The organism is Mycobacterium sp. 852014-50255_SCH5639931 (assembly GCF_001665605.1).
Classification (GTDB): Bacteria; Actinomycetota; Actinomycetes; order Mycobacteriales; family Mycobacteriaceae; genus Mycobacterium; species Mycobacterium paraffinicum.
In genome coordinates this window covers 1-18,799 of the sequence record NZ_LZSV01000003.1, presented here as the reverse complement: position 1 = coordinate 18,799, position 18,799 = coordinate 1, and the positions used below count along the sequence as shown (strand labels likewise).

Below are 18,799 nucleotides of genomic sequence, written 5' to 3'. Positions count from 1 at the left end.
ACATTGCACTTCTCCCAAAGCGATAACTTCGCTATGCACCGGCATCGGATGGAGCGTCATGAGTCAGGACGTACAAGGGCAGGCCGTCACCCCGGCGCCCCGGTACGCCGGCACCCGCGTCCAACGGGTGGAGGACGGCCGGCTGCTGACCGGCCGCGGCAGCTTCGTCGACGACATCTCGCGGCCGGGCATGCTGCACGCCTGCTTCGTGCGCAGCCCGTTCGCGCGGGCGCGCATCAACGGCATCGACGCCTCGGCCGCCCTCGCGCTGCCCGGCGTGCGCGCCGTGTTCACCGCCGACGACCTCAACCCGGACGTGAAAGAGGCGTGGCACGCCGTCGCCGGCAAGGACATGCCGGACACCCCGCGGCCGCCGCTGGCCGAGGGCGAGGCCAAGTTCGTCGGCGACCCCGTCGCGCTCATCGTCGCCGAGAGCCGCTACATCGCCGAGGACGCGCTGGAACTCGTCGACGTGGACTACGAGCCGCTGCCCGCGGTCAGCGACTTCACCCGGGCCCAGGACTGCGATGTGCTGGTGCACGACGCCTACCCGAACAACGTCGCCGGCGGGATGGGCGGAGCCCCGCCGGACGAGGAGCTGTTCGCCAACGCGCCGTGCGTCGTCAAAGAGCACATCTATCAGCAGATCTACGCACCGGTGCCGATCGAGACCCGCGGCCTGGTCGTCGAATGGACGGCCGCCACCGGAGAACTCACCATTTGGGCGTCCACCCAGACCCCACACGAACTGCGGGCGTTCTGCGCCCGCCTGTTAGGCATTGCGGCGCAACGTGTTCGGGTCATCATGCGTGACACCGGCGGCGGCTTCGGCCAGAAGGTCGTCCCGATGCGCGAGGACATGTGCATCATGCTGGCCGCGCGCAAGGTGCCGACGGCGCTGAAGTGGATCGAGGACCGGCGCGAGAACCTGATGTCGGCCGGGCAGGCCCGGCACGTCGACGGCACCGCGCGCATGGCTTTCGACGCCGAGGGCAACATCGCGGCCGCGGACATCGACTTCGTCCAGGACATCGGCGCCTACCCGACGCCGTATCCGGTGCTGACCACGGCCGCCATCGGGATGTTCTTCCCGGGCCCCTACCGGGTGCCCAAGGCCAGCTTCAACTACAAGACGGTGTTCTCCAACACCAGCGGCCTGGCCGCCTATCGCGGCCCGTGGCAGTACGAGACGCTGGCGCGCGAGATCCTGCTCGACATCGCCGCCCGCAAGATGAACATCGACCCGGTGGAGCTGCGCCGCCGAAACCTGTTGCGCCGCGACGAGATGCCGTACGTCAACCCCAACGGCATGCCGTACGACCACGTCGCCCCGATCGAAACCCTCGAGCAGGCGGTGAAAATCCTTGACCACGAAGGGTTTCGCAAAGAGCAAGCCGAGGCGCTGGCGCGGGGCCGCTATCTGGGCCTTGGCTTCTCGGCCTACATCGAGCCGACCGGCGCCGCTACCGGCCACCTGGCCACCGAAGGCGCCACCATCCGCATGGAGCCGACCGGCAAGATCAACGTGTACGTCAACGGCGGCTCGAGCGGGAACAGCATCGAGACCACCGTCGTCCAGTTGACCGCGGACGCGCTGGGCGCCGACATCGACGACGTGGCCACCATCCAGGGCGACACCGCGGTCACCCCCTACGGGGCCGGCACGCAGGGCAGCCGCAGCGCGCCGATGACCGCGGGGGCGGTCAGCGAGGCGGGCGCCATCCTGCGCGAGAAGATCGTGGCGTTGGCCGCGCACCACCTCAAGGTCGCGGAATCGGAAGTGGAGCTTGGGTTTTCGGTGGCCAGCGTCCGCGGTGACCCGGCCAAGTCGGTGTCCTTCGGCGAGCTGGCGTACGTGGCGTACTACTCGCCGCAGCAGCTGCCACCGGGAATGTCGGCCAACCTGGAGGCGACCGCCCGGTTCAACTCGACCAACCCCATCCACTGGTCCAACGCGACCCACGCCTGCACCTGTGAGGTGGACGTGGCGACCGGCAAGGTGACGCTGCTGCGCTACATCGTCAGCGAGGACGTCGGGCCGATGATCAACCCGTCGGTCGTCGAGGGCCAGATCGCCGGCGGAACGGTGCAAGGCATCGGCGGCGCCCTGATGGAGGACATGGTCTACGACGACGACGGCAACCCGCTGACAACGACTTTCGTCGACTACCTGCTGCCCACGGCCACCGAGGTGCCGCCGATCGAATTCGGTCACGTCGAGATTCCCGGGCCGGGGCCCGGCGGCTACAAGGGCGCCGGCGAGGGCGGGGCCATCGGCTCGGTGCCTGCGGTGATCAACGCCATCAACGACGCGCTCGCACCGCTGGGTGTGACGATCACCCGGCTGCCGGCCAGCCCGGCGTCGATCGCCGCCCAGCTGGAACGGGGGGAACGGTGAAACCGTCCGCGTTCGAATACCACCGCCCCGACACCGTCGACGACGCCGTGGGCCTGCTGGCCGAACTGGGCGACGACGCGAAAATCCTTGCCGGCGGCCAGAGCCTGGTGCCGATGCTGGCGATGCGGCTGGCCTACTTCGACCATCTGATCGACATCTCCCGGCTGCCCGAGCTGCAGGGCATCGAGCGCAGGGGCTCAGAACTGTGGATCGGCGCGGGCACCACCGAGGCCACCGTCGGCGCCGACGAGCAAGTGCGCCAAGCGGTTCCGCTGTTGACCCGGGTGACGCCGTTCGTCGGGCATTTTCAGATCCGCAACCGGGGCACCCTCGGCGGGTCGATTGCCCATGCCGACGCCGCCGGCGAATACCCAGCGGTCGCCCTGACCCTGGATGCGGTGATGGAGGTCCAGTCGCCACGCGGGCGCCGCGAGATCGCGGCGGCCGACTTCTTCGCCGGGGTGTGGGAGACCACCATGGATTCCGATGAGGTGCTGACCGGGGTGCGGTTCCCCGTGTGGGACGGCAGGTCCGGGTTCGCCGTCGAGGAATTCTCGCGGCGGCACGGCGATTTCGCGATCGCCGGCGCCCTGGTCGCCGTCCAGCTCGACGATCGCGACCGGGTGTCGCGCTGCGCGGTCGGGCTGCTGGGCATGGGGTCCACGGTCCGGCGCGCGACGGCGGCCGAGGTCGCCGCCGTGGGCAGGCCGGTCGGCGAGCTGGTGCCCGAGGAGATCGGCGAGGCCGCGATGAGCGGGCTCGACGACATTCCGAACGACCTGCAAGGGTCGGCGTCCTACCGGTTGAAGGTCGGCGCCACCATGGCCGCGCGGGCGTGGACACAAGCGATAGCCGAAGCCCTGGGGGCAAGCAATGCGTGAACACCCAATCGAGCTGTCCGTCAACGGAACTCCGATCACGGCCGGGGTGGAACCGCGGATGACGCTGGCGGACTTCCTACGCGACAAGTGCGGGCTGACCGGAACGCACCTGGGCTGCGAGCACGGGGCGTGCGGGGCGTGCACGGTGCTGCTGGACGGCGAGGCCGTGCGCTCGTGCCTCATGTTCGCGGTGCAGGCCGACGGGTCCGAGGTGACGACGGTCGAAGGTGTCGCCGCACCGGACGGCACCCTCTCGCCCGTGCAGTCGGCGCTGCGGGAATGCCACGGGCTGCAATGCGGCTTCTGCACGCCGGGTTTCGTGATGTCGCTGACCGCGCTGCTGCGCGACAACCCCGACCCCAGCGACCACGAGATCCGGGAAGGCCTGTCGGGCAACTTCTGCCGGTGCACCGGCTACCAGGGCATCGTCGCGGCCGCGCAACGCGCCGCCGAGACGCAATCGGTCACGCAGCGGTAAAGCTTCACCATCGGGGCCGCATCGACAGGTGCGCGGTTACCGGGGTTTTCGTCACTTCACGCGTAATCTGATGTCCCGATATTGCTGATAATCGGGAGTTGCGCGTGCGGTTTTCCCAGAGGGCACGGTGGAGCCTTGCCGGTGGATCCCTGCTGATCGCGCCGGTGCTGATCAGTCCCGCGCTGATCGACGCCTGTTCGTCCACCATCGCGGGCCGGCCCGTCGCCGCGCCGGGCGCGGGTCCGGTCGAGCCCACGTTCCCCACCCCCAGGCCCAGCGTGTCGTCGCCGGCGCCCACCGCCAGCCCGGCCCCCGGCCTGCCGACGACGCCGGCCAACCCGACCGCACCGGCCGGCGCCATCCCGCTCCCACCCGACCAGAACGGTTACGTGTTCATCGAAACCAAGTCGGGAACCACACGCTGCCAGATCAATAAGGCCACCGTCGGCTGCGAGGCGCCGTTCACCAATTCCCCCATGCAGGACGGCGAGCACGCCAACGGCGTCAGCGTGGACTCCGGCGGCAAGGTCCAGTGGGTGCTCGGAAACCTGGGCGCCATCCCGACCGTCCAGATCGACTACAAGACCTACAACGCCGCGGGCTGGACGATCAACGCCACCCCCGACGGCACCCGTTTCACGAACGACCGCACCGGGCACGGCATGTTCGTCAGCGTCGACAAGGTCAACACCTTCTGACGGCCGAAGTCCGGACCGGCGACCGCCGTGCCGGGTGGCCCGACCAACTCAGCCATCCCATACCAGGTGGCCGTCGGGGCGGCGGCGAGCACCGGCGGCGGGGCGGTGTGGGCTGAGGCGGCCGTCCGGCATGAGGTGTCGCACCGGCACCGCGCGACCGAGCTCTGCTACATCGGCGATCAGCCGCCGGTGACAGCGCCACCAGACGCTCTCGCTACACATCACCGCGGTGGTGCGCCGGGCGGCGTCGGCCAGGACCTCGTCCAGCGCGGTGTCGAACTCCGGCGTCCGGGTGTATGCGGCGTACGCCCGGAATGCGGCGACCGTCCACCAGCTGTCCGGCTCCAGTTCTCCGGCCGCGACATGACGCCGCCCGCCCAGGCGAGGCTCCCACCGGTAGTCGATGCCGCGTTCGGGCAGCCAGCATTCCAGGGCCTCCCGCCGCACGTCCGGATTCGTCCGGCTGGCCGGATATCGCCGCACATCCACCACCAGCGCAACTCCGGCGCCGGCAAGCAACTCCCCTAGCCGCTCACGGCCGGCTGTCCCGTGCCCCACGGTCAGCAACGCCCGCTCCACCAGACCAGTCTGCCCGGCGGTCGACACATGGCCCGGGCCGATAAAGGATGGGTGCGGTGATCCTCGCCGTCGACTTGGGTAAGACGTCGTGCCGGGCTTCGGCATGCGGCCGCAGGGCGGAGGGGCCGGGCGCGCCCGGGCTCGCGGCGCCCGGCGGCGTGCGGGCCGCGGAGGCGGCGATCCTGAACGTCGCACGCCGGCTCGGCGCGGTCGACGAGGTGATCGTGGGCGCCGCCGGGGCGCTGGCGGCGCCGGACGCGGCGCGTGCGCTGGGCGATGCGCTGCTGGCCTCGCTGCGGGCGGAGCGCGTCGCGGTGACCAGCGACGCCGTGATCGCGCATGCCGGCGCGCTGAACGGGGAGCCGGGCGTCGTGCTGATCGCGGGCACCGGAGTCGTGGCGCTCGCGATCGACGCGGACGGCGCGCTGCGGACTGCCGACGGCTGGGGCCCGTGGCTGGGCGACGAGGGCGGCGGCGCGTGGATCGGCGCCGCCGGGCTGCGCGCGGCGCTGTGCGCGCACGACGGCCGCGGCCCGTCCACCACGCTGCTCGACGCCGCCCGCGCCCGCTTCGGCGCGCCGGAGACCTGGCCCGCGCAGCTCACCGATGCCGCCGGGCTCGCGTCCTTCGCACCCGACGTCCTCGCTGCGCAGGGCGACGCCGCCGCGCTGGCGATCGTCGGCGCGGCGGCTGAGGCGCTCGCCGCGACCGCTCGCGCGGCCGGGAATGGCCCGGTCGCGATGGTCGGCGGCCTGGCCGGGTTCAAAGCGCTGCGCGAGAAGCTCGACCTCGTCCCCACCGTCGGCGACCCGCTCGACGGGGCGCTGCGGCTGGGGGCGATCCACGAGCCCCTCGTGATCCGCGTGCAGGCGGTACCGAAAACCTCTGCCGCGCAAGGACTCGACGCGCTCGCCACCGAAGCCGAGCGTCCGGGCCTGCTCGACCTCGACGCGCGCCCCATCGGGGAGGTCGTCGCGCTGCTCGTCGCCGCCGAAGGCGAGGCGCATGCCGCGGTGGCGGCGGCGGTCCCGCGGATCGCGGCGGCGGCCGAGGCGATCGCCGCGCGGCTCGAGCACGGCGGCCGGCTGATCTATGCCGGCGCCGGAACTCCCGGGCGGCTCGGTGTGCTCGACGCGGCCGAGTGCGCGCCCACGTTCGACACCGACCTCGTGCGCGGTGTGATTGCCGGCGGGCCGGCGGCGCTGACCGGGGCGATCGAGGGCGCCGAAGACGCCTTTGAGCCAACCGATCTCGCCGACCTGACCGCCGCCGACGCGCTCGTCGGGATCACGGCGTCGGGCCGCACGCCGTACGTGCTCGGGGCGCTCGAGCACGCGCGTGCGGCGGGCGCGCTGACGGTCGCGATCGTCAACAACGCGGGCAGCGCGGCATCTGCCGATGTGGTGATCGAATTGCTCACCGGCCCTGAGGTTCTCGCCGGATCCACCCGGCTGACCGCGGGAACGGCGCAGAAGGTCGTACTCAACGCGCTCTCGACGAGCGTGATGATCGGGCTCGGCAAGGCCTACGGACCGCGGATGGTCGACGTGCGCGCGACCAACGCGAAGCTGCGCCGCCGCGCGGTGCGCATCGTGCGCGACGCGGCCGGTGCCGACGAGGAAACCGCGGCCGGCGCGCTCGCCGCCGCGGGCGGTCATGCCAAGACCGCGATCGTCGCGTTGCTCGCCGGCGTCGACGCGGCCGAGGCCGCCGCCCGGCTCGACCGGGCGCGGGGACGCGTCCGGGACGCGCTCGACAAGGTCAACACGTTCTGAAGGCGCGCTCGGGAGGCTGGCAGGTGGTGTCAGTACCATCGGTGCCGTGGCACGCAACGGCCCACCCGACGACTTCCACGAACAGGCGACCCGGCATGCCGACTACGGCGTCGCTGAGCAGCCGACCACCGGCGAACCCCCGGCGAACCCGCCCGAGGGGTTCGAGCAGCCCGAAGCGTTCGACGACCTGGAGGCCGAACCCACTCCGTGGTATCGCAAGCCCCCGCTGCTCATCGCCTGGCTGGTGTTCGTCGCGATCTTGATCGCGCTGATCGTGTACGGCATCACCGAGCTGCTGCAGGGTGGACAAGGCACCAGCCCGTCCCCGAGCACCAGCCGCACGAGCACGACGACGACCACCACCACCACGACCGCGCCGACCACCACCACGACGCCGACCACCAGCAGCGCCGTCGAGGCGCCGGCACAGCAGCCGACGCAGCAGCCCACGCGCCAGCCGAGTCAGCAGGAACCAACGCATAAGCATCACCTGCCGCAGGTGCCCTCGGTGATCACGATTCCGGGGGTGCCCACGGCGATCACGGTCCCGCCCGGCCTGCGCTGACCCCGTCGGCCGCTATGGTGAGGACCACCGGGCGATCGGAAGTGGGGTGCGGGGCATGAGCGAGTCGCTCGGGCTGTCGATTGGGGCGGCCAACCTGGTGGCTGCCCGCGCGGGCAGGCCGCCGGTGGTCCGCAGCGCCGTATTGACGCTCTTCGAAGGCCGGCCGACCGAAGTTGGCCTGCCGGAGGAAAACCCGAATCTGACCGAAAACGGAATGGTGCTGCGCGGATTCGTCGAGCGCGTCGGCGACCGGTCCCCCCTGGTGGCTGCCGACGGGACGAAGTACCTCGGGGAGGTGCTGACGGTCGAGGCGATCGAGGCCATGGCCCGCACCGTCGGCTACGGCACCCCGATCACCATTGCCGTCCCCGCGTACTGGTCCGACGCCCAGTTCACCGCGCTGCGTGAGGAATTCTTCGCCCAGCCGGATCTCGCCCGCGGTGGTGTGGCGCCGGTGCTGGTGTCCGACGCCACCGCCGCGCTCGCGGCGCTGCGCGGCAGACCGGGATTCCCGTCCGCCGGCGTCGTCGCGCTGTGCGATTTCGGCGCCAGCGGCACCAGTGTCACCCTGATGGACGCCGGGTCCAACTTCACCCGCGTCGGCCCGACGGTGCGATCCGCCGATTTCTCCGGCGACGCGATCGATCAGCTCGTGCTCGGCCGCCTGCGGGCCTCCGACGACACCATGGCCGACCTGGGCAGCACCGTCCGGATGGGCTCGCAGAGCCGCCTGCTCGGTGAATGCCGGCGCGCCAAGGAGCAACTGTCGACCGCCGCGACGGCCTCCGTCGCGCTGGCTCCGGGTGCGAACGCGCAGCTGTCCCGAGCCGAGCTGGAGCAACTGATCTCCGAACCGCTGGACCGCTTCCTGGGCACCCTAGAAGAAGCGTTGCGCCGCAACGGAATTGCGAGGGGCAGGCTGGCCGCCGTGGCGGCGGTCGGCGGCGGCGCCGGCATCCCGCTGCTCGCAGCGCGGCTGTCGGAGCGTTTTCAGGTGCCGGTGCACACCCCACCGCAGCCCGCGGTCAGCGCAGCCATCGGAGCGGCGGCGCTCGGTGAGCAGCAGACGTCGGCCGGCGTCCCGACCGCCGCGGGCGCCGTCGTGGAAACGCCGACCGAGATGGTCGGCACCGCCGGCATCGACATGACCCAGGCCGCGTCGGCCGCCCAGGCCACCGATGTTGACGGTGCCCTGGCCTGGTCCCAGGACGTCGACGGCGGCGACGAGCCGGTGCCCTACACCGGGCGCGACGCCACGGGCGAGTACTCCCGGGAGGCAACGGATTCGGGCTACGCGGACGGCGATCGCTACGCCGCGGAAGAGGGCCCGCTGCCCTGGTACAAACGCACCGCGCTGGTCCTGTTGGTGGCGGGGGCGGCGGCGGCGGTGCTGGTAGCCATCGTGCTGGCCCTGACCCTCGGCCGCCCCAAGTCCCACCCGGTCAACACCACCCCGCCGAACACGCCGGCTCCCCCGCAAACGTCGCAAACCGTGACCATCACCCAGCCGAACGGCAGCACCACCGAGACGGTCCTCCCGCCGCCACCGCCGCCGCCGTCGTCGTCGTCCGAGCAGCCGCCGACCACCACGACAACCGAGCCGCCGACCACCACCACCACCACCACGACGCCGCCGCCGACCACCACGACGACGCCCCCGCCGACGACGACCACCGCGCCGCCCACGACGTCGCAGGCGACCACCACGGCCGCACCCCCCACGACGACCCGGTTCCGGCCGCTCCTGCCGCCCTTCGTACCGCGGGGCTGACGCGGCCGGTCGCGGCGATGAGGGTCACACCGGGCTCGCTAACAACGCAGGCCACGGACGCCGGCGGACTTCTAAGTTAGGGCAGCCTTTCTCGCGGCGAAAGCTGCGGAGATGTAACTATGAGCAGGGCTAAGCAGGCAAACAATTCGCAGGCTGATTCAAAGATGCATTGGGGAGACCTTCTGTGACCACGCAGATGCTGATCAGACTCATCGTGGGCATGGGCATGACGCTGGTCGTGGCCGCGCTCGCCGGACGACGGGTCCTGTGGCTGTTCAAGCTGATCACGTCCGGAAAGCCCGCTTCGGGGCACACCGACGAGCCCGGCAAGCGAATCTGGGCCGAGCTCTCCGAGGTCTTCGGGCAGCGCCGCCTGCTCAAATGGTCGATCCCCGGCCTGGCGCACTTCTTCACCATGTGGGGCTTCTTCATCCTGCTCACGGTCTACATCGAGGCCTACGGTCTGCTGTTCCAGGACAACTTCCACATCCCGATCATCGGGCGCTGGGACGCGCTGGGCTTCCTGCAGGACTTCTTTGCGACCGCCGTCTTCCTCGGCATCACCACGTTCGCCATCATTCGGCTCATGCGCAGCCCGCGCGAGATCGGCCGCTCGTCACGGTTCTACGGCTCACACACCGGCGGCGCGTGGCTGGTGTTGTTCATGATCTTCAACGTCATCTGGACCTACGTCCTGGTCCGCGGGTCGGCGGTCAACAACGGCACGCTGCCCTACGGCAACGGCGCCTTCCTGTCTCAGCTCTTCGGGGCGATCCTGCGCCCGCTCGGCCAGCCGGCCAACGAGATCATCGAGACCACGGCCCTGCTGCTGCACATCGCCGTCATGCTGGGCTTCCTCATCATCGTGCTGCACTCCAAGCACCTGCACATCTTCACGGCGCCGATCAACGTCATCTTCAAGCGGTTGCCCGACGGGCTGGGCCCGCTGCTGCCGATCGAGGCCGACGGCAAGCCGATCGACTTCGAAAACCCGCCCGACGACGCCGAGTTCGGCCGCGGCAAGATCGAGGACTTCAGCTGGAAGGCCATGCTGGACTTCGCCACCTGTACCGAATGCGGTCGCTGCCAGTCGCAGTGCCCGGCCTGGAACACCGGCAAGCCGCTGTCTCCCAAGCTCGTCATCATGGACCTGCGCGATCATTGGATGGCCAAGGCGCCCTACATCCTCGGGGATAAGGAATCGCCCGCCGAAAACACGCCGGAAGGCGGGATCGGCGAGGAACTGGCCGGCGAGAAGCACGCCGAGGCGCACCACGTCCCGGAGTCGGGCTTCGGCCGCGTCATGGGCTCCGGCCCGGAGCAGGCCACCCGCCCGCTGGTCGGCACCGCCGAACACGGCGGCGTCATCGACCCCGACGTGCTGTGGTCCTGTGTGTCCTGCGGCGCGTGCGTCGAGCAGTGCCCGGTGGACATCGAGCACGTCGACCACATCATCGACATGCGCCGCTACCAGGTGATGATGGAATCGGAGTTCCCCTCGGAACTGTCGGTGCTGTTCAAGAACCTGGAAACCAAGTCCAACCCGTGGGGCCAGAACGCGTCCGACCGGACCAACTGGATCGACGAGGTGGACTTCGACGTTCCCGTCTACGGCGAGGACGTGGACAGCTTCGACGGCTTCGAGTACCTGTTCTGGGTCGGCTGCGCCGGCGCCTACGACGACAAGGCCAAGAAGACCACCAAGGCCGTCGCGGAACTGCTGGCCATCGCCGGGGTGAAGTACCTGGTGCTGGGCACCGGCGAAACCTGCAACGGCGACTCCGCGCGCCGCTCGGGCAACGAGTTCCTCTTCCAGCAGCTGGCCGCCCAGGCCGTCGAGACCCTGGACGGGGTGTTCGAGGGCGTGGAGACCGTCGACCGCAAGATCGTCGTCACCTGCCCGCACTGCTTCAACACTCTGGGCCGCGAATACCGGCAGCTGGGCTCGAACTACTCGGTGCTGCACCACACGCAGCTGCTGAACCGGCTGATCCGCGACAACAAGCTGGTGCCGGTGACCCCTGTTTCTCAGGACATCACCTATCACGACCCCTGCTACCTGGGACGGCACAACAAGGTCTACGAGGCGCCGCGCGAGCTGATCGGGGCCGCGGGGGCAACGCTCACCGAGATGCCGCGCCACGCCGAGCGCAGCTTCTGCTGCGGCGCGGGCGGCGCGCGGATGTGGATGGAAGAGCACATCGGCAAGCGGATCAACCACGAGCGCGTCGACGAGGCACTGGCCACCGGGGCATCCACCATCGCGACCGGCTGCCCGTTCTGCCGGGTGATGGTCACCGACGGCGTCAACGACCGGCAGGAAGAGGCCGGCCGCAGCGGGGTCGAGGTGCTCGACGTCGCCCAGGTGCTGCTCGGGTCCCTCGAGTACGACAAGGCGACGCTGCCGGAAAAGGGCACGGCCGCCAAGGAGGCGGAGAAGCGGGCGGCTCAGGCACCCAAGGCCACCGCCACCGTCGAGGCACCGGCCAAGGAGACCGAGGAGGCGCCCGCCGAGGCCGCCCCCAAGTCCGAGGCCGCGCCCGCGGCGCCCGTCAAGGGGCTGGGCATCGCCGGCGGCGCCAAGAAGCCCGGCAAGAAGGCCGCCGAGCCCGCCGCTGACGGCAAGGCCGAGGCCTCCGCGTCCGCAGCGCCCGCCGCGCCCGCCAAGGGGCTGGGCATCGCCGGCGGCGCCAAGAAGCCCGGCGCCAAGAAGGCGGCGCCGGCCCAGGCCGAAGCCAAGACGGAGGCGCCTGCGGAGTCTCCCGCGGCGCCTGCCGCCCCGGCCAAGGGATTGGGCATCGCCGCCGGGGCCAAGCGACCCGGCGCCAAGAAGGCCGCGCCGGCCGCCGAGGCACCCAAGGCGGAGGCCGCGCCGAAGGCCGAAACCCCCGCCGACGAAGGCAAGGCCCAGGACGAGCCCGGCGACAAGGCGCCCGCGGCGCCGGTCAAGGGCCTGGGCATCGCGGCCGGGGCGAAACGACCCGGCGCCAAGAAGGCCGCGCCGGCCGCCGAGGCACCCAAGGCCGAGGCCCAGCCCGAAGAAGCCGAGCCCGAGCCAGCGCCGAAAGCGGAGCCGGCAAAGGAGACCGACAGCGCCGACGCACCGTCCGGCCCGCCGGTGAAGGGGCTGGGTATCGCGCGTGGGGCCCGTCCGCCGGGCAAGCGCTGACCTGGGATTTTACGGCTTGACAGCAAATTTGGGTGGACACAAGTGGCACCATTGATGACGTGACCACTCACCAGCTGCCCCTGAACGCGTCCGCTCACCACCGGCAGCGTGTCTTCGCGCAGTCGTCCAAGCTTCAGGGCGTTCTGTACGAGATCCGCGGCCCGGTGCACCAGCATGCCGCGCGACTGGAGGCCGAAGGGCACCGCATCCTCAAGCTCAACATCGGCAACCCGGCGCCGTTCGGCTTCGAGGCGCCCGACGTGATCATGCGCGACATGATCCAGGCGCTGCCGTACGCGCAGGGCTACTCCGACTCGCAGGGCATCCTGCCCGCGCGCCGGGCGGTGGTCACCCGCTACGAGTTGGTCGAGGGCTTCCCCCGCTTCGACGTCGACGACGTCTACCTGGGCAACGGGTGCTCCGAGCTGATCACGATGACGCTGCAGGCCCTGCTCGACAACGGCGACGAAGTGTTGATCCCGTCGCCGGACTACCCGCTGTGGACGGCGTCGACGTCGCTGGCCGGCGGCACGCCCGTGCACTACCTGTGCGACGAGACGCAGGCGTGGCAGCCCGACATCGCCGACCTGGAGTCCAAGATCACCGAGCGCACCAAGGCGCTGGTCATCATCAACCCCAACAACCCGACCGGCGCGGTCTACAGCCGCGAGGTCCTCACCCAGATGGTGGAACTGGCGCGCAAGCACGAACTGCTGCTGCTCGCCGACGAGATCTACGACAAGATCCTCTACGACGACGCCAAGCACATCAACGTGGCCTCGCTGGCCCACGACATGTTGTGCCTCACGTTCAACGGGCTGTCCAAGGCCTACCGGGTTGCCGGCTACCGCGCGGGCTGGCTGGCGATCACCGGCCCCAAGGACCACGCCGAGAGCTTCATCGAGGGCATCAACCTGCTGGCCAACATGCGGCTATGCCCCAACGTCCCGGCCCAGCACGGGATCCAGGTGGCCCTCGGTGGCCACCAGAGCATCGAAGACCTGGTGCTGCCCGGCGGGCGGCTGCTCGAACAGCGCGACGTCGCCTGGGAGAAACTCAACGAGATTCCCGGGGTGTCCTGCGTCAAACCCGAGGGCGCGCTGTACGCCTTCCCCCGGCTGGACCCCGAGGTCTACGACATCACCGACGACGAACAGCTCGTCCTCGACCTGCTGCTGCAGGAGAAGATCCTGGTCACCCAGGGCACCGGATTCAATTGGCCGGCACCGGATCACCTGCGCATCGTGACGCTGCCGTGGGCCCGCGACCTGGCCGCGGCGATCGAGCGGCTGGGCAACTTCCTGGTCGGCTATCGCCAGTAAGCATCTTCGCAGCCGGCGCCTCTACGGTGGACCGGGTGACGCACTCGCACTCGCATTCACACAGCCTGTCCGGACCCGCCCCGGTTGAGTCGCTGCCCGCTAGGATCGTCGTCGGGCTGCTGGTGGCGATCGGGGTGGCGGTCCTGGGTGGCGCCATCGCGCTGTGGCCCAGCCGGCAGCACGTCGCCATCCCCATGCCCTTCCAGAACGCAGCCGGCGGCGCCGTGAGCACGCAGGCCGGGCACGTGCTGTCCAGCGGCGTGGGTGACTGCGGCAGCCCGTCGGTCAGCCAGGTGCTCACCACCTCGCCGCAGCCGGCGCCGCCGGGCGCGGGGCGGTGCGTGCTGACCCAGGTGGCCATCGATTCCGGGCCCAACGCGGGCGCCAACACGTTGCTGGAGTCCTCCCCCGGCCCGGGCCAGCCGAAATTCGCGGTGGGAGATCACATTCGGCTCGTCCGGCAGGTCGACGATCAAGGCGCCACCAGCTACGCGTTCTACGACTTCGAACGTGGCTGGTCATTGGTCGCACTGGCCATCGCGTTCGCGGTGGTGATCATCGCCGTGGCGCGCTGGCGGGGACTGCTGGCGCTGGTGGGCATCGGGGTCGCATTCGTGGTCCTGGTGGCGTTCTTGCTGCCTGCGTTGCGCGACGGCGCACCCGCGGTTCCGGTGGCCCTGGTGGCCGCGGCGGCCATCCTCTACGCCGTCATCTATCTGGCGCACGGCGTGAGTCTGCGGACCAGCGCCGCGCTGCTGGGCACCCTGACTTCGCTGCTGCTGGCTGCGGGATTGTCCTGGGCGGCAATACAATTAGCCCATCTGACGGGGTTGTCGGATGACCAGAACGCCACCGTCAGCGCGTACCTGGGCAACGTGTCGATCAGCGGTCTGCTGCTCGCCGGCTTCATCATCGGGTCGCTCGGCGTGCTCAACGATGTGACGGTGACGCAGGCGTCGACGGTGTTCGAGCTCGCCCACCTCGGTGGCTCGCGGCGCGCGATCTTCCTGGGCGCCATCCGAGTTGGACGCGACCACATCGCGAGCACGGTGTACACGCTGGTGCTGGCCTACGCCGGCAGCTCGCTGCCGCTACTGCTGCTGTTCAGCGTGGCCAACCGCTCGTTGACCGACGTGCTGACCAGCGAGAGTGTGGCCATCGAGATCGCGCGGTCGGCGGTGGGCGGCATTGCGCTGGCGCTGTCGGTGCCGCTGACGACGGCGATCGCCGCGGCGCTGGCAAAGCCTAGTGAAATCGGCTCCGCTCCAACAGATCCAGCAGATAGCCGCCGTACCCGGACTTGAGCAGGGTGCGGGCGCGCTCGGCCAACTGCTCGTCGGTGATCCAGCCCTGCTGCCATGCCACTTCCTCGGGAACGCTGACCTTCAGGCCCTGCCGTCGTTCCAGCGTGCGCACGAAGTCGCTGGCGTCCAGCAGGGAGTCGAACGTGCCGGTGTCCAGCCACGCCGTTCCGCGGGCCATCACCTCGACCGAGAGCTGCCCTCGGTTGAGATAGATCTGGTTGACCTCGGTGATCTCGTATTCACCGCGCGCCGATTTCTTCAGGCCCTTGGCGATCTCGATCACGTCGTTGTCGTAGAAGTACAAGCCCGGCACCGCGTAATTGGACTTCGGTGTCTTGGGTTTCTCCTCCAGCGACAGTGCCGTGCCGTCGTCACTGAACTCGACGACGCCGTACTCCGACGGGTTGGCCACCCAGTAGGCGAAAACCGCTCCGCCGCTGATGTTTTGGAAGCGGCTCAGGCTGGTGCCCAGCCCCGGGCCGTAGAAGATGTTGTCGCCCAGCACCAACGACACCGAGTCGTTGCCGATGTGGTCGGCGCCCAGGACAAAGGCCTGGGCCAGACCGTCGGGACTCTGCTGCGTCACGTAGCTGATGTTGATCCCGAATTGCGAGCCGTCACCCAGGAGCCGCTGAAAGCCCGCCGCGTCGTGCGGGGTGGTGATCACCAGAATGTCCTGGATCCCCGCCATCATCAGGGTGGACAGCGGGTAGTAGACCATCGGTTTGTCGTACACCGGAAGCAACTGCTTGCTGATGCCCACGGTGATCGGATGCAGGCGTGTGCCCGAGCCGCCGGCCAAGATGATCCCGCGCATGAGTGGCTCCCCTATTCCACGCTTAGTTGACGAGGTCGTTCTCGGTGAGTTCGGTCGCCGCCAGCGCCGATGCCAGATCGTCGTGCCGGAACACGGACGTGACGTGGTCGTGGACCACGCGGAATGCCGACGCGGCGGTTGTCACGGCCCCGGGATTGTCCGGGGCGCTGACCTTCTGTTCGACGACGACGACCCCGTTGTGCACGTACATCCGGCCGAGTTCGGCCGTCGCGTGGCGGGAGGCGGCCCACCCGCGCAGCGCCTCGTGCCCCTGCGCGGCCCCGTGCGCGTCGCCGATCTCGATGTCGTCGCTGGACAACGCGACCAGCGTTTCCAGGTCGGCGGCATTGAGCGCGTCGTGCCATGCCAGGACGGTGGCGATCTCCGAAGTGGTCATGTGTTGCAAGTTACCGTGTGTGCCCGCCGCTGTGGCTAGAGCGGGGTGCGGTCCAGCCAGTTCTGCCACACCGCCTCGTCGCCGAACAACTGAATGCCCGTGTCGGCGAGCGGCACCCGGCGCAGGATGGCCAGCAGCAGCTCGGTCGCGCCGCCCCGCAACGCCGCGGTGCCCTTGCCGTGCTCGTGCGACCAGGTGATCCGGCCCTCGTCGACACCGATGGTCCACTCGCCGGCTTCGCCGAACCCGGGGTCGGTGGCATGCAGGTGCAGGGTGTTTCCGCCCTCGATCGGGAGCGCCGCCCCGTCGCCGCCGGCCTGGATCGCGACGCGCTCGAGCCATTCGGTGATCGCGTCGGCGGCGATGTCGGTATCCAGCGTGAAATCGGCGCCCAGCGCGATGGCCGCGTCGGCCCGATGCACCGCCACCTCGTTCAGGCGGCGGCGGATCCACCAGTTCGCCGGGCGGGAGCCGAGAAAGGTCCACACCGGCGTTTCCACACCCGTCAGCTCGACGGCGTCGACCAGCCGCTGCGCGCCGCCGTGCAGCCAGGAGATCGCGTCGGCCGGATCGGGTGGCGGCTTGCCGCCCTCGACGGATCGGGGGTCGAGGAACTCCTCGAGCCGGTCGCGCACGATCTGCGCCGCCCAGCGGTCGCCCCGGCCCACGTGGCGCAGGAGCTGGCCCAGGTTCCACCCCGGGCAGGTCGGCACGGGCCTGGACTGGTCGGCATCGCGGAAAAGCTCCGAAAATGCGCGGTTCTCTTCCAGGAATGCACCGGCATAGTCCACGCGGGTCAGGCTACTCGCCGGCGTCCTCACCTCCGAGCGGCCTGCTAAGGCCGCGGGGCGCCCAACCGGAACAACCGCCAGCCCGCCTGCTTCCAGCGGGCGGCATCGAGGCAGTTGCGGCCGTCGACGACGACCCGGGCCCGCACGCGGTCGGCCAGGTCGCCGGGGTCGAGGTCGATGAATTGGCGCCACTCGGTGAGGACGAGCACCGCGTCGGCGCGATCACACGCCTCCTCAACCGAGACCGCGTAATTCAGCGTCGGGAACAGCCGCTGCGCGTTGTCCAGCGCCTTGGGGTCGTACACGTTGACCGCGGCGCCGTTGAGCTGCAGCTGGCCCGCGACGTTGAGCGCGGGCGAGTCGCGCACGTCGTCGGATTCGGGCTTGAACGCCGCGCCGAGCACGGCGATGTTCGCGCCGAGCAGCGACCCGCCGCAGGCAGCGCTGGCGAGCTCCACCATCCGGGTGCGCCGGCGCATGTTGATGCTGTCGACCTCGCGCAGGAAGGTCAGCGCCTGGTCGGCTCCCAGTTCGCCGGCGCGGGCCATGAAGGCGCGGATGTCTTTGGGCAGGCAGCCGCCGCCGAAACCCAAACCGGCGTTGAGGAATTGGCGGCCGATGCGCGGGTCGTAGCCGAGCGCGTCGGCCAGCACGCTGACGTCGGCGCCCGCGGCCTCGCATACCTCGGAGATGGCGTTGATGAACGAAATCTTGGTCGCCAGAAAGGCGTTGGCGGAAACCTTGACCAGCTCCGCGGTTTGCAGGTCCGTCACCAGGAAGGGCACGCCCTCAGCGAGCAGCGGGCCGTAGAGTTCGCGGACCGCCGTCTCGGGCCGTGTCGAATCCTGTTGGACCCCAAGGACGATGCGGTCCGGATGCAGGGTGTCGTGCACCGCGTAGCCCTCGCGCAGGAACTCGGGGTTCCAGGCGATCTCGACGTTGACCCCGCGTGGCGTCAGCGCGGACGCCCGGGTGTTCAGCTCGGCCGCGGTTCCCACCGGAACGGTCGATTTCCCCACGAGCACCGACGATCTCGTCAGCCGCGGCACCAGCGCGTCGATGACGGCGTAGACGTGGCTCAGGTCGGCCCCGTACTCGCCCTTCTTCTGTGGCGTGCCCACCCCGAGGAAATGCACGTCGGCGAACTCGGCCGCCATGTCGTAGTCGGTGGTGAACCGCAGTCGCCCCGTTGCCAGGTTCTTCGTCAGCAGCTTGCGCAGGCCGGGCTCGTAGAAGGGAATGTCACCGCCGGCGAGCTTGGCGACCTTGCCCGGGTCGATGTCGACCCCGACGACCTCGTGTCCCAGTTCCGCCATTCCGACCGCGTGGGTGGCACCCAGGTAACCGGTGCCGAAGACGGTGCATCGCATATAACCGGTGTAGGTCGCCGCGATGAGCTAACTGCATCGCCCCGCTGAGCGGGAGGCAAACGACAGATGACAGGTGGCCCCGTGCGACTAGTGGCGGCCGAACCCGCCGTGACCACCGCCGAAACCGCCGTGGCCGCCGCCGAAGCCCGGAATGCCGGGGATCCCGCCACCGCCGCCTCGCGGCCCTTCGTCACCGCCGCCGTGGCCGCCGCCGAAGCCGCCGCCGGGCGGCCCGCCGATGACCGGTCCACCGATGCCCGGTATCGGCAGCGGAATCGGCACCGGAATTGGCGCCACCGCGGGTGGCGGTGGGGGAGCCGGCGCGACCGGAATCGGGGCAGGCGCCGGGGCCTCGGGAACCGGGACGGGAGCTGTCTCTTATACACATCTCCGAGCCCACGAGACCCTAAGACAGGTCGTATGCCGTCTTCTGCTTGAAAAAAAAAAGGGGGGGGGGGGGGGGGGGGGGGGGGGGGGGGGGGGG

General features: G+C 70.1%; 16 protein-coding genes and 1 pseudogene. 11 read left to right on the top strand and 6 right to left on the bottom strand.

From position 1 onward, the window contains the following. Nucleotides 1-58 precede the first annotated feature (58 nt). The 4 genes from A5758_RS02870 to A5758_RS02855 all read left to right on the top strand — a co-directional run bounded on the left by A5758_RS02870 (nt 59) and on the right by A5758_RS02855 (nt 4,455). Nucleotides 59-2,398: a xanthine dehydrogenase family protein molybdopterin-binding subunit gene (locus A5758_RS02870; RefSeq protein WP_067736211.1), complete on the top strand. Its 2,340-nt coding sequence runs from the start codon at nt 59-61 to the stop codon at nt 2,396-2,398. Beyond that, nucleotides 2,395-3,279 carry a xanthine dehydrogenase family protein subunit M gene (locus A5758_RS02865; protein ID WP_067736207.1) on the top strand — a complete coding sequence of 295 codons (885 nt, stop codon included), beginning with the start codon at nt 2,395-2,397 and terminating at the stop codon, nt 3,277-3,279. The genes A5758_RS02870 and A5758_RS02865 overlap by 4 nt, the downstream gene beginning before the upstream one ends. After that, a complete protein-coding gene (locus A5758_RS02860) occupies nt 3,272-3,757 on the top strand; it encodes a (2Fe-2S)-binding protein (protein ID WP_067736204.1) in 486 nt (161 codons plus the stop codon). The genes A5758_RS02865 and A5758_RS02860 overlap by 8 nt, the downstream gene beginning before the upstream one ends. Nucleotides 3,758-3,906: 149 nt before the next feature. Beyond that, the gene (locus A5758_RS02855; RefSeq protein WP_369816367.1) at nt 3,907-4,455 is read left to right on the top strand and encodes a hypothetical protein; all 549 of its coding nucleotides are present in this window, start codon (nt 3,907-3,909) and stop codon (nt 4,453-4,455) included. A 48-nt stretch (nt 4,456-4,503) separates the two neighbouring features. Here the strand turns inward: A5758_RS02855 and A5758_RS02850 are convergent, their stop codons facing one another. Further along, nucleotides 4,504-5,034, bottom strand: a complete 531-nt coding sequence (locus A5758_RS02850) for a DUF488 family protein (protein ID WP_067736392.1) — start codon at nt 5,032-5,034, stop codon at nt 4,504-4,506. Nucleotides 5,035-5,081: 47 nt separating this feature from the next. On the opposite strand from A5758_RS02850, the pseudogene A5758_RS26450 reads away from it, so the two are divergent. The 7 genes and pseudogenes from A5758_RS26450 to A5758_RS02820 form a co-directional block, all read left to right on the top strand. Continuing rightward, nucleotides 5,082-5,759: pseudogene (locus A5758_RS26450) on the top strand (BadF/BadG/BcrA/BcrD ATPase family protein); the annotation flags it as partial. Nucleotides 5,760-5,897: 138 nt separating this feature from the next. Further along, nucleotides 5,898-6,809 (top strand): N-acetylmuramic acid 6-phosphate etherase, encoded by a 912-nt coding sequence (gene murQ / locus A5758_RS26445; RefSeq protein WP_067736390.1) that lies wholly within the window; start codon nt 5,898-5,900, stop codon nt 6,807-6,809. A gap of 46 nt (nt 6,810-6,855) precedes the next feature. Next, the gene (locus A5758_RS02840; RefSeq protein WP_067736201.1) at nt 6,856-7,374 is read left to right on the top strand and encodes a hypothetical protein; all 519 of its coding nucleotides are present in this window, start codon (nt 6,856-6,858) and stop codon (nt 7,372-7,374) included. Between the two features lie 55 nt (nt 7,375-7,429). After that, a complete protein-coding gene (locus A5758_RS02835) occupies nt 7,430-9,145 on the top strand; it encodes an Hsp70 family protein (RefSeq protein WP_067736199.1) in 1,716 nt (571 codons plus the stop codon). A 184-nt stretch (nt 9,146-9,329) separates the two neighbouring features. Next, on the top strand, nt 9,330-12,314 hold the full coding sequence (locus A5758_RS02830) for a (Fe-S)-binding protein (protein ID WP_067736197.1): 2,985 nt from the start codon (nt 9,330-9,332) through the stop codon (nt 12,312-12,314). 32 nt (nt 12,315-12,346) lie between these two features. Continuing rightward, complete coding sequence (locus tag A5758_RS02825; protein ID WP_067212665.1) at nt 12,347-13,636, top strand: pyridoxal phosphate-dependent aminotransferase; 1,290 nt, start codon at nt 12,347-12,349, stop codon at nt 13,634-13,636. A 26-nt stretch (nt 13,637-13,662) separates the two neighbouring features. Beyond that, nucleotides 13,663-14,940, top strand: a complete 1,278-nt coding sequence (locus tag A5758_RS02820; protein ID WP_067736195.1) for a YibE/F family protein — start codon at nt 13,663-13,665, stop codon at nt 14,938-14,940. On the opposite strand, the gene rfbA is transcribed toward A5758_RS02820, so the two are convergent. The 5 genes from rfbA to A5758_RS02795 form a co-directional block, all read right to left on the bottom strand. Further along, a complete protein-coding gene (rfbA, locus tag A5758_RS02815) occupies nt 14,882-15,757 on the bottom strand; it encodes a glucose-1-phosphate thymidylyltransferase RfbA (protein WP_067212658.1) in 876 nt (291 codons plus the stop codon). The two genes, A5758_RS02820 and rfbA, sit on opposite strands and share 59 nt — an antisense overlap. 22 nt (nt 15,758-15,779) lie before the next feature. Continuing rightward, nucleotides 15,780-16,154, bottom strand: coding sequence for a nuclear transport factor 2 family protein (locus A5758_RS02810; RefSeq protein ID WP_067212654.1), 375 nt, complete (start codon nt 16,152-16,154; stop codon nt 15,780-15,782). Between the two features lie 35 nt (nt 16,155-16,189). After that, on the bottom strand, nt 16,190-16,945 hold the full coding sequence (locus A5758_RS02805; RefSeq protein ID WP_067736193.1) for a maleylpyruvate isomerase family mycothiol-dependent enzyme: 756 nt from the start codon (nt 16,943-16,945) through the stop codon (nt 16,190-16,192). A 44-nt stretch (nt 16,946-16,989) separates the two neighbouring features. Then, nucleotides 16,990-18,315 carry a UDP-glucose/GDP-mannose dehydrogenase family protein gene (locus A5758_RS02800; RefSeq protein ID WP_067736191.1) on the bottom strand — a complete coding sequence of 442 codons (1,326 nt, stop codon included), beginning with the start codon at nt 18,313-18,315 and terminating at the stop codon, nt 16,990-16,992. Nucleotides 18,316-18,402: 87 nt separating this feature from the next. Continuing rightward, nucleotides 18,403-18,597, bottom strand: coding sequence for a hypothetical protein (locus A5758_RS02795; protein ID WP_197503709.1), 195 nt, complete (start codon nt 18,595-18,597; stop codon nt 18,403-18,405). Nucleotides 18,598-18,799: the final 202 nt, after the last annotated feature.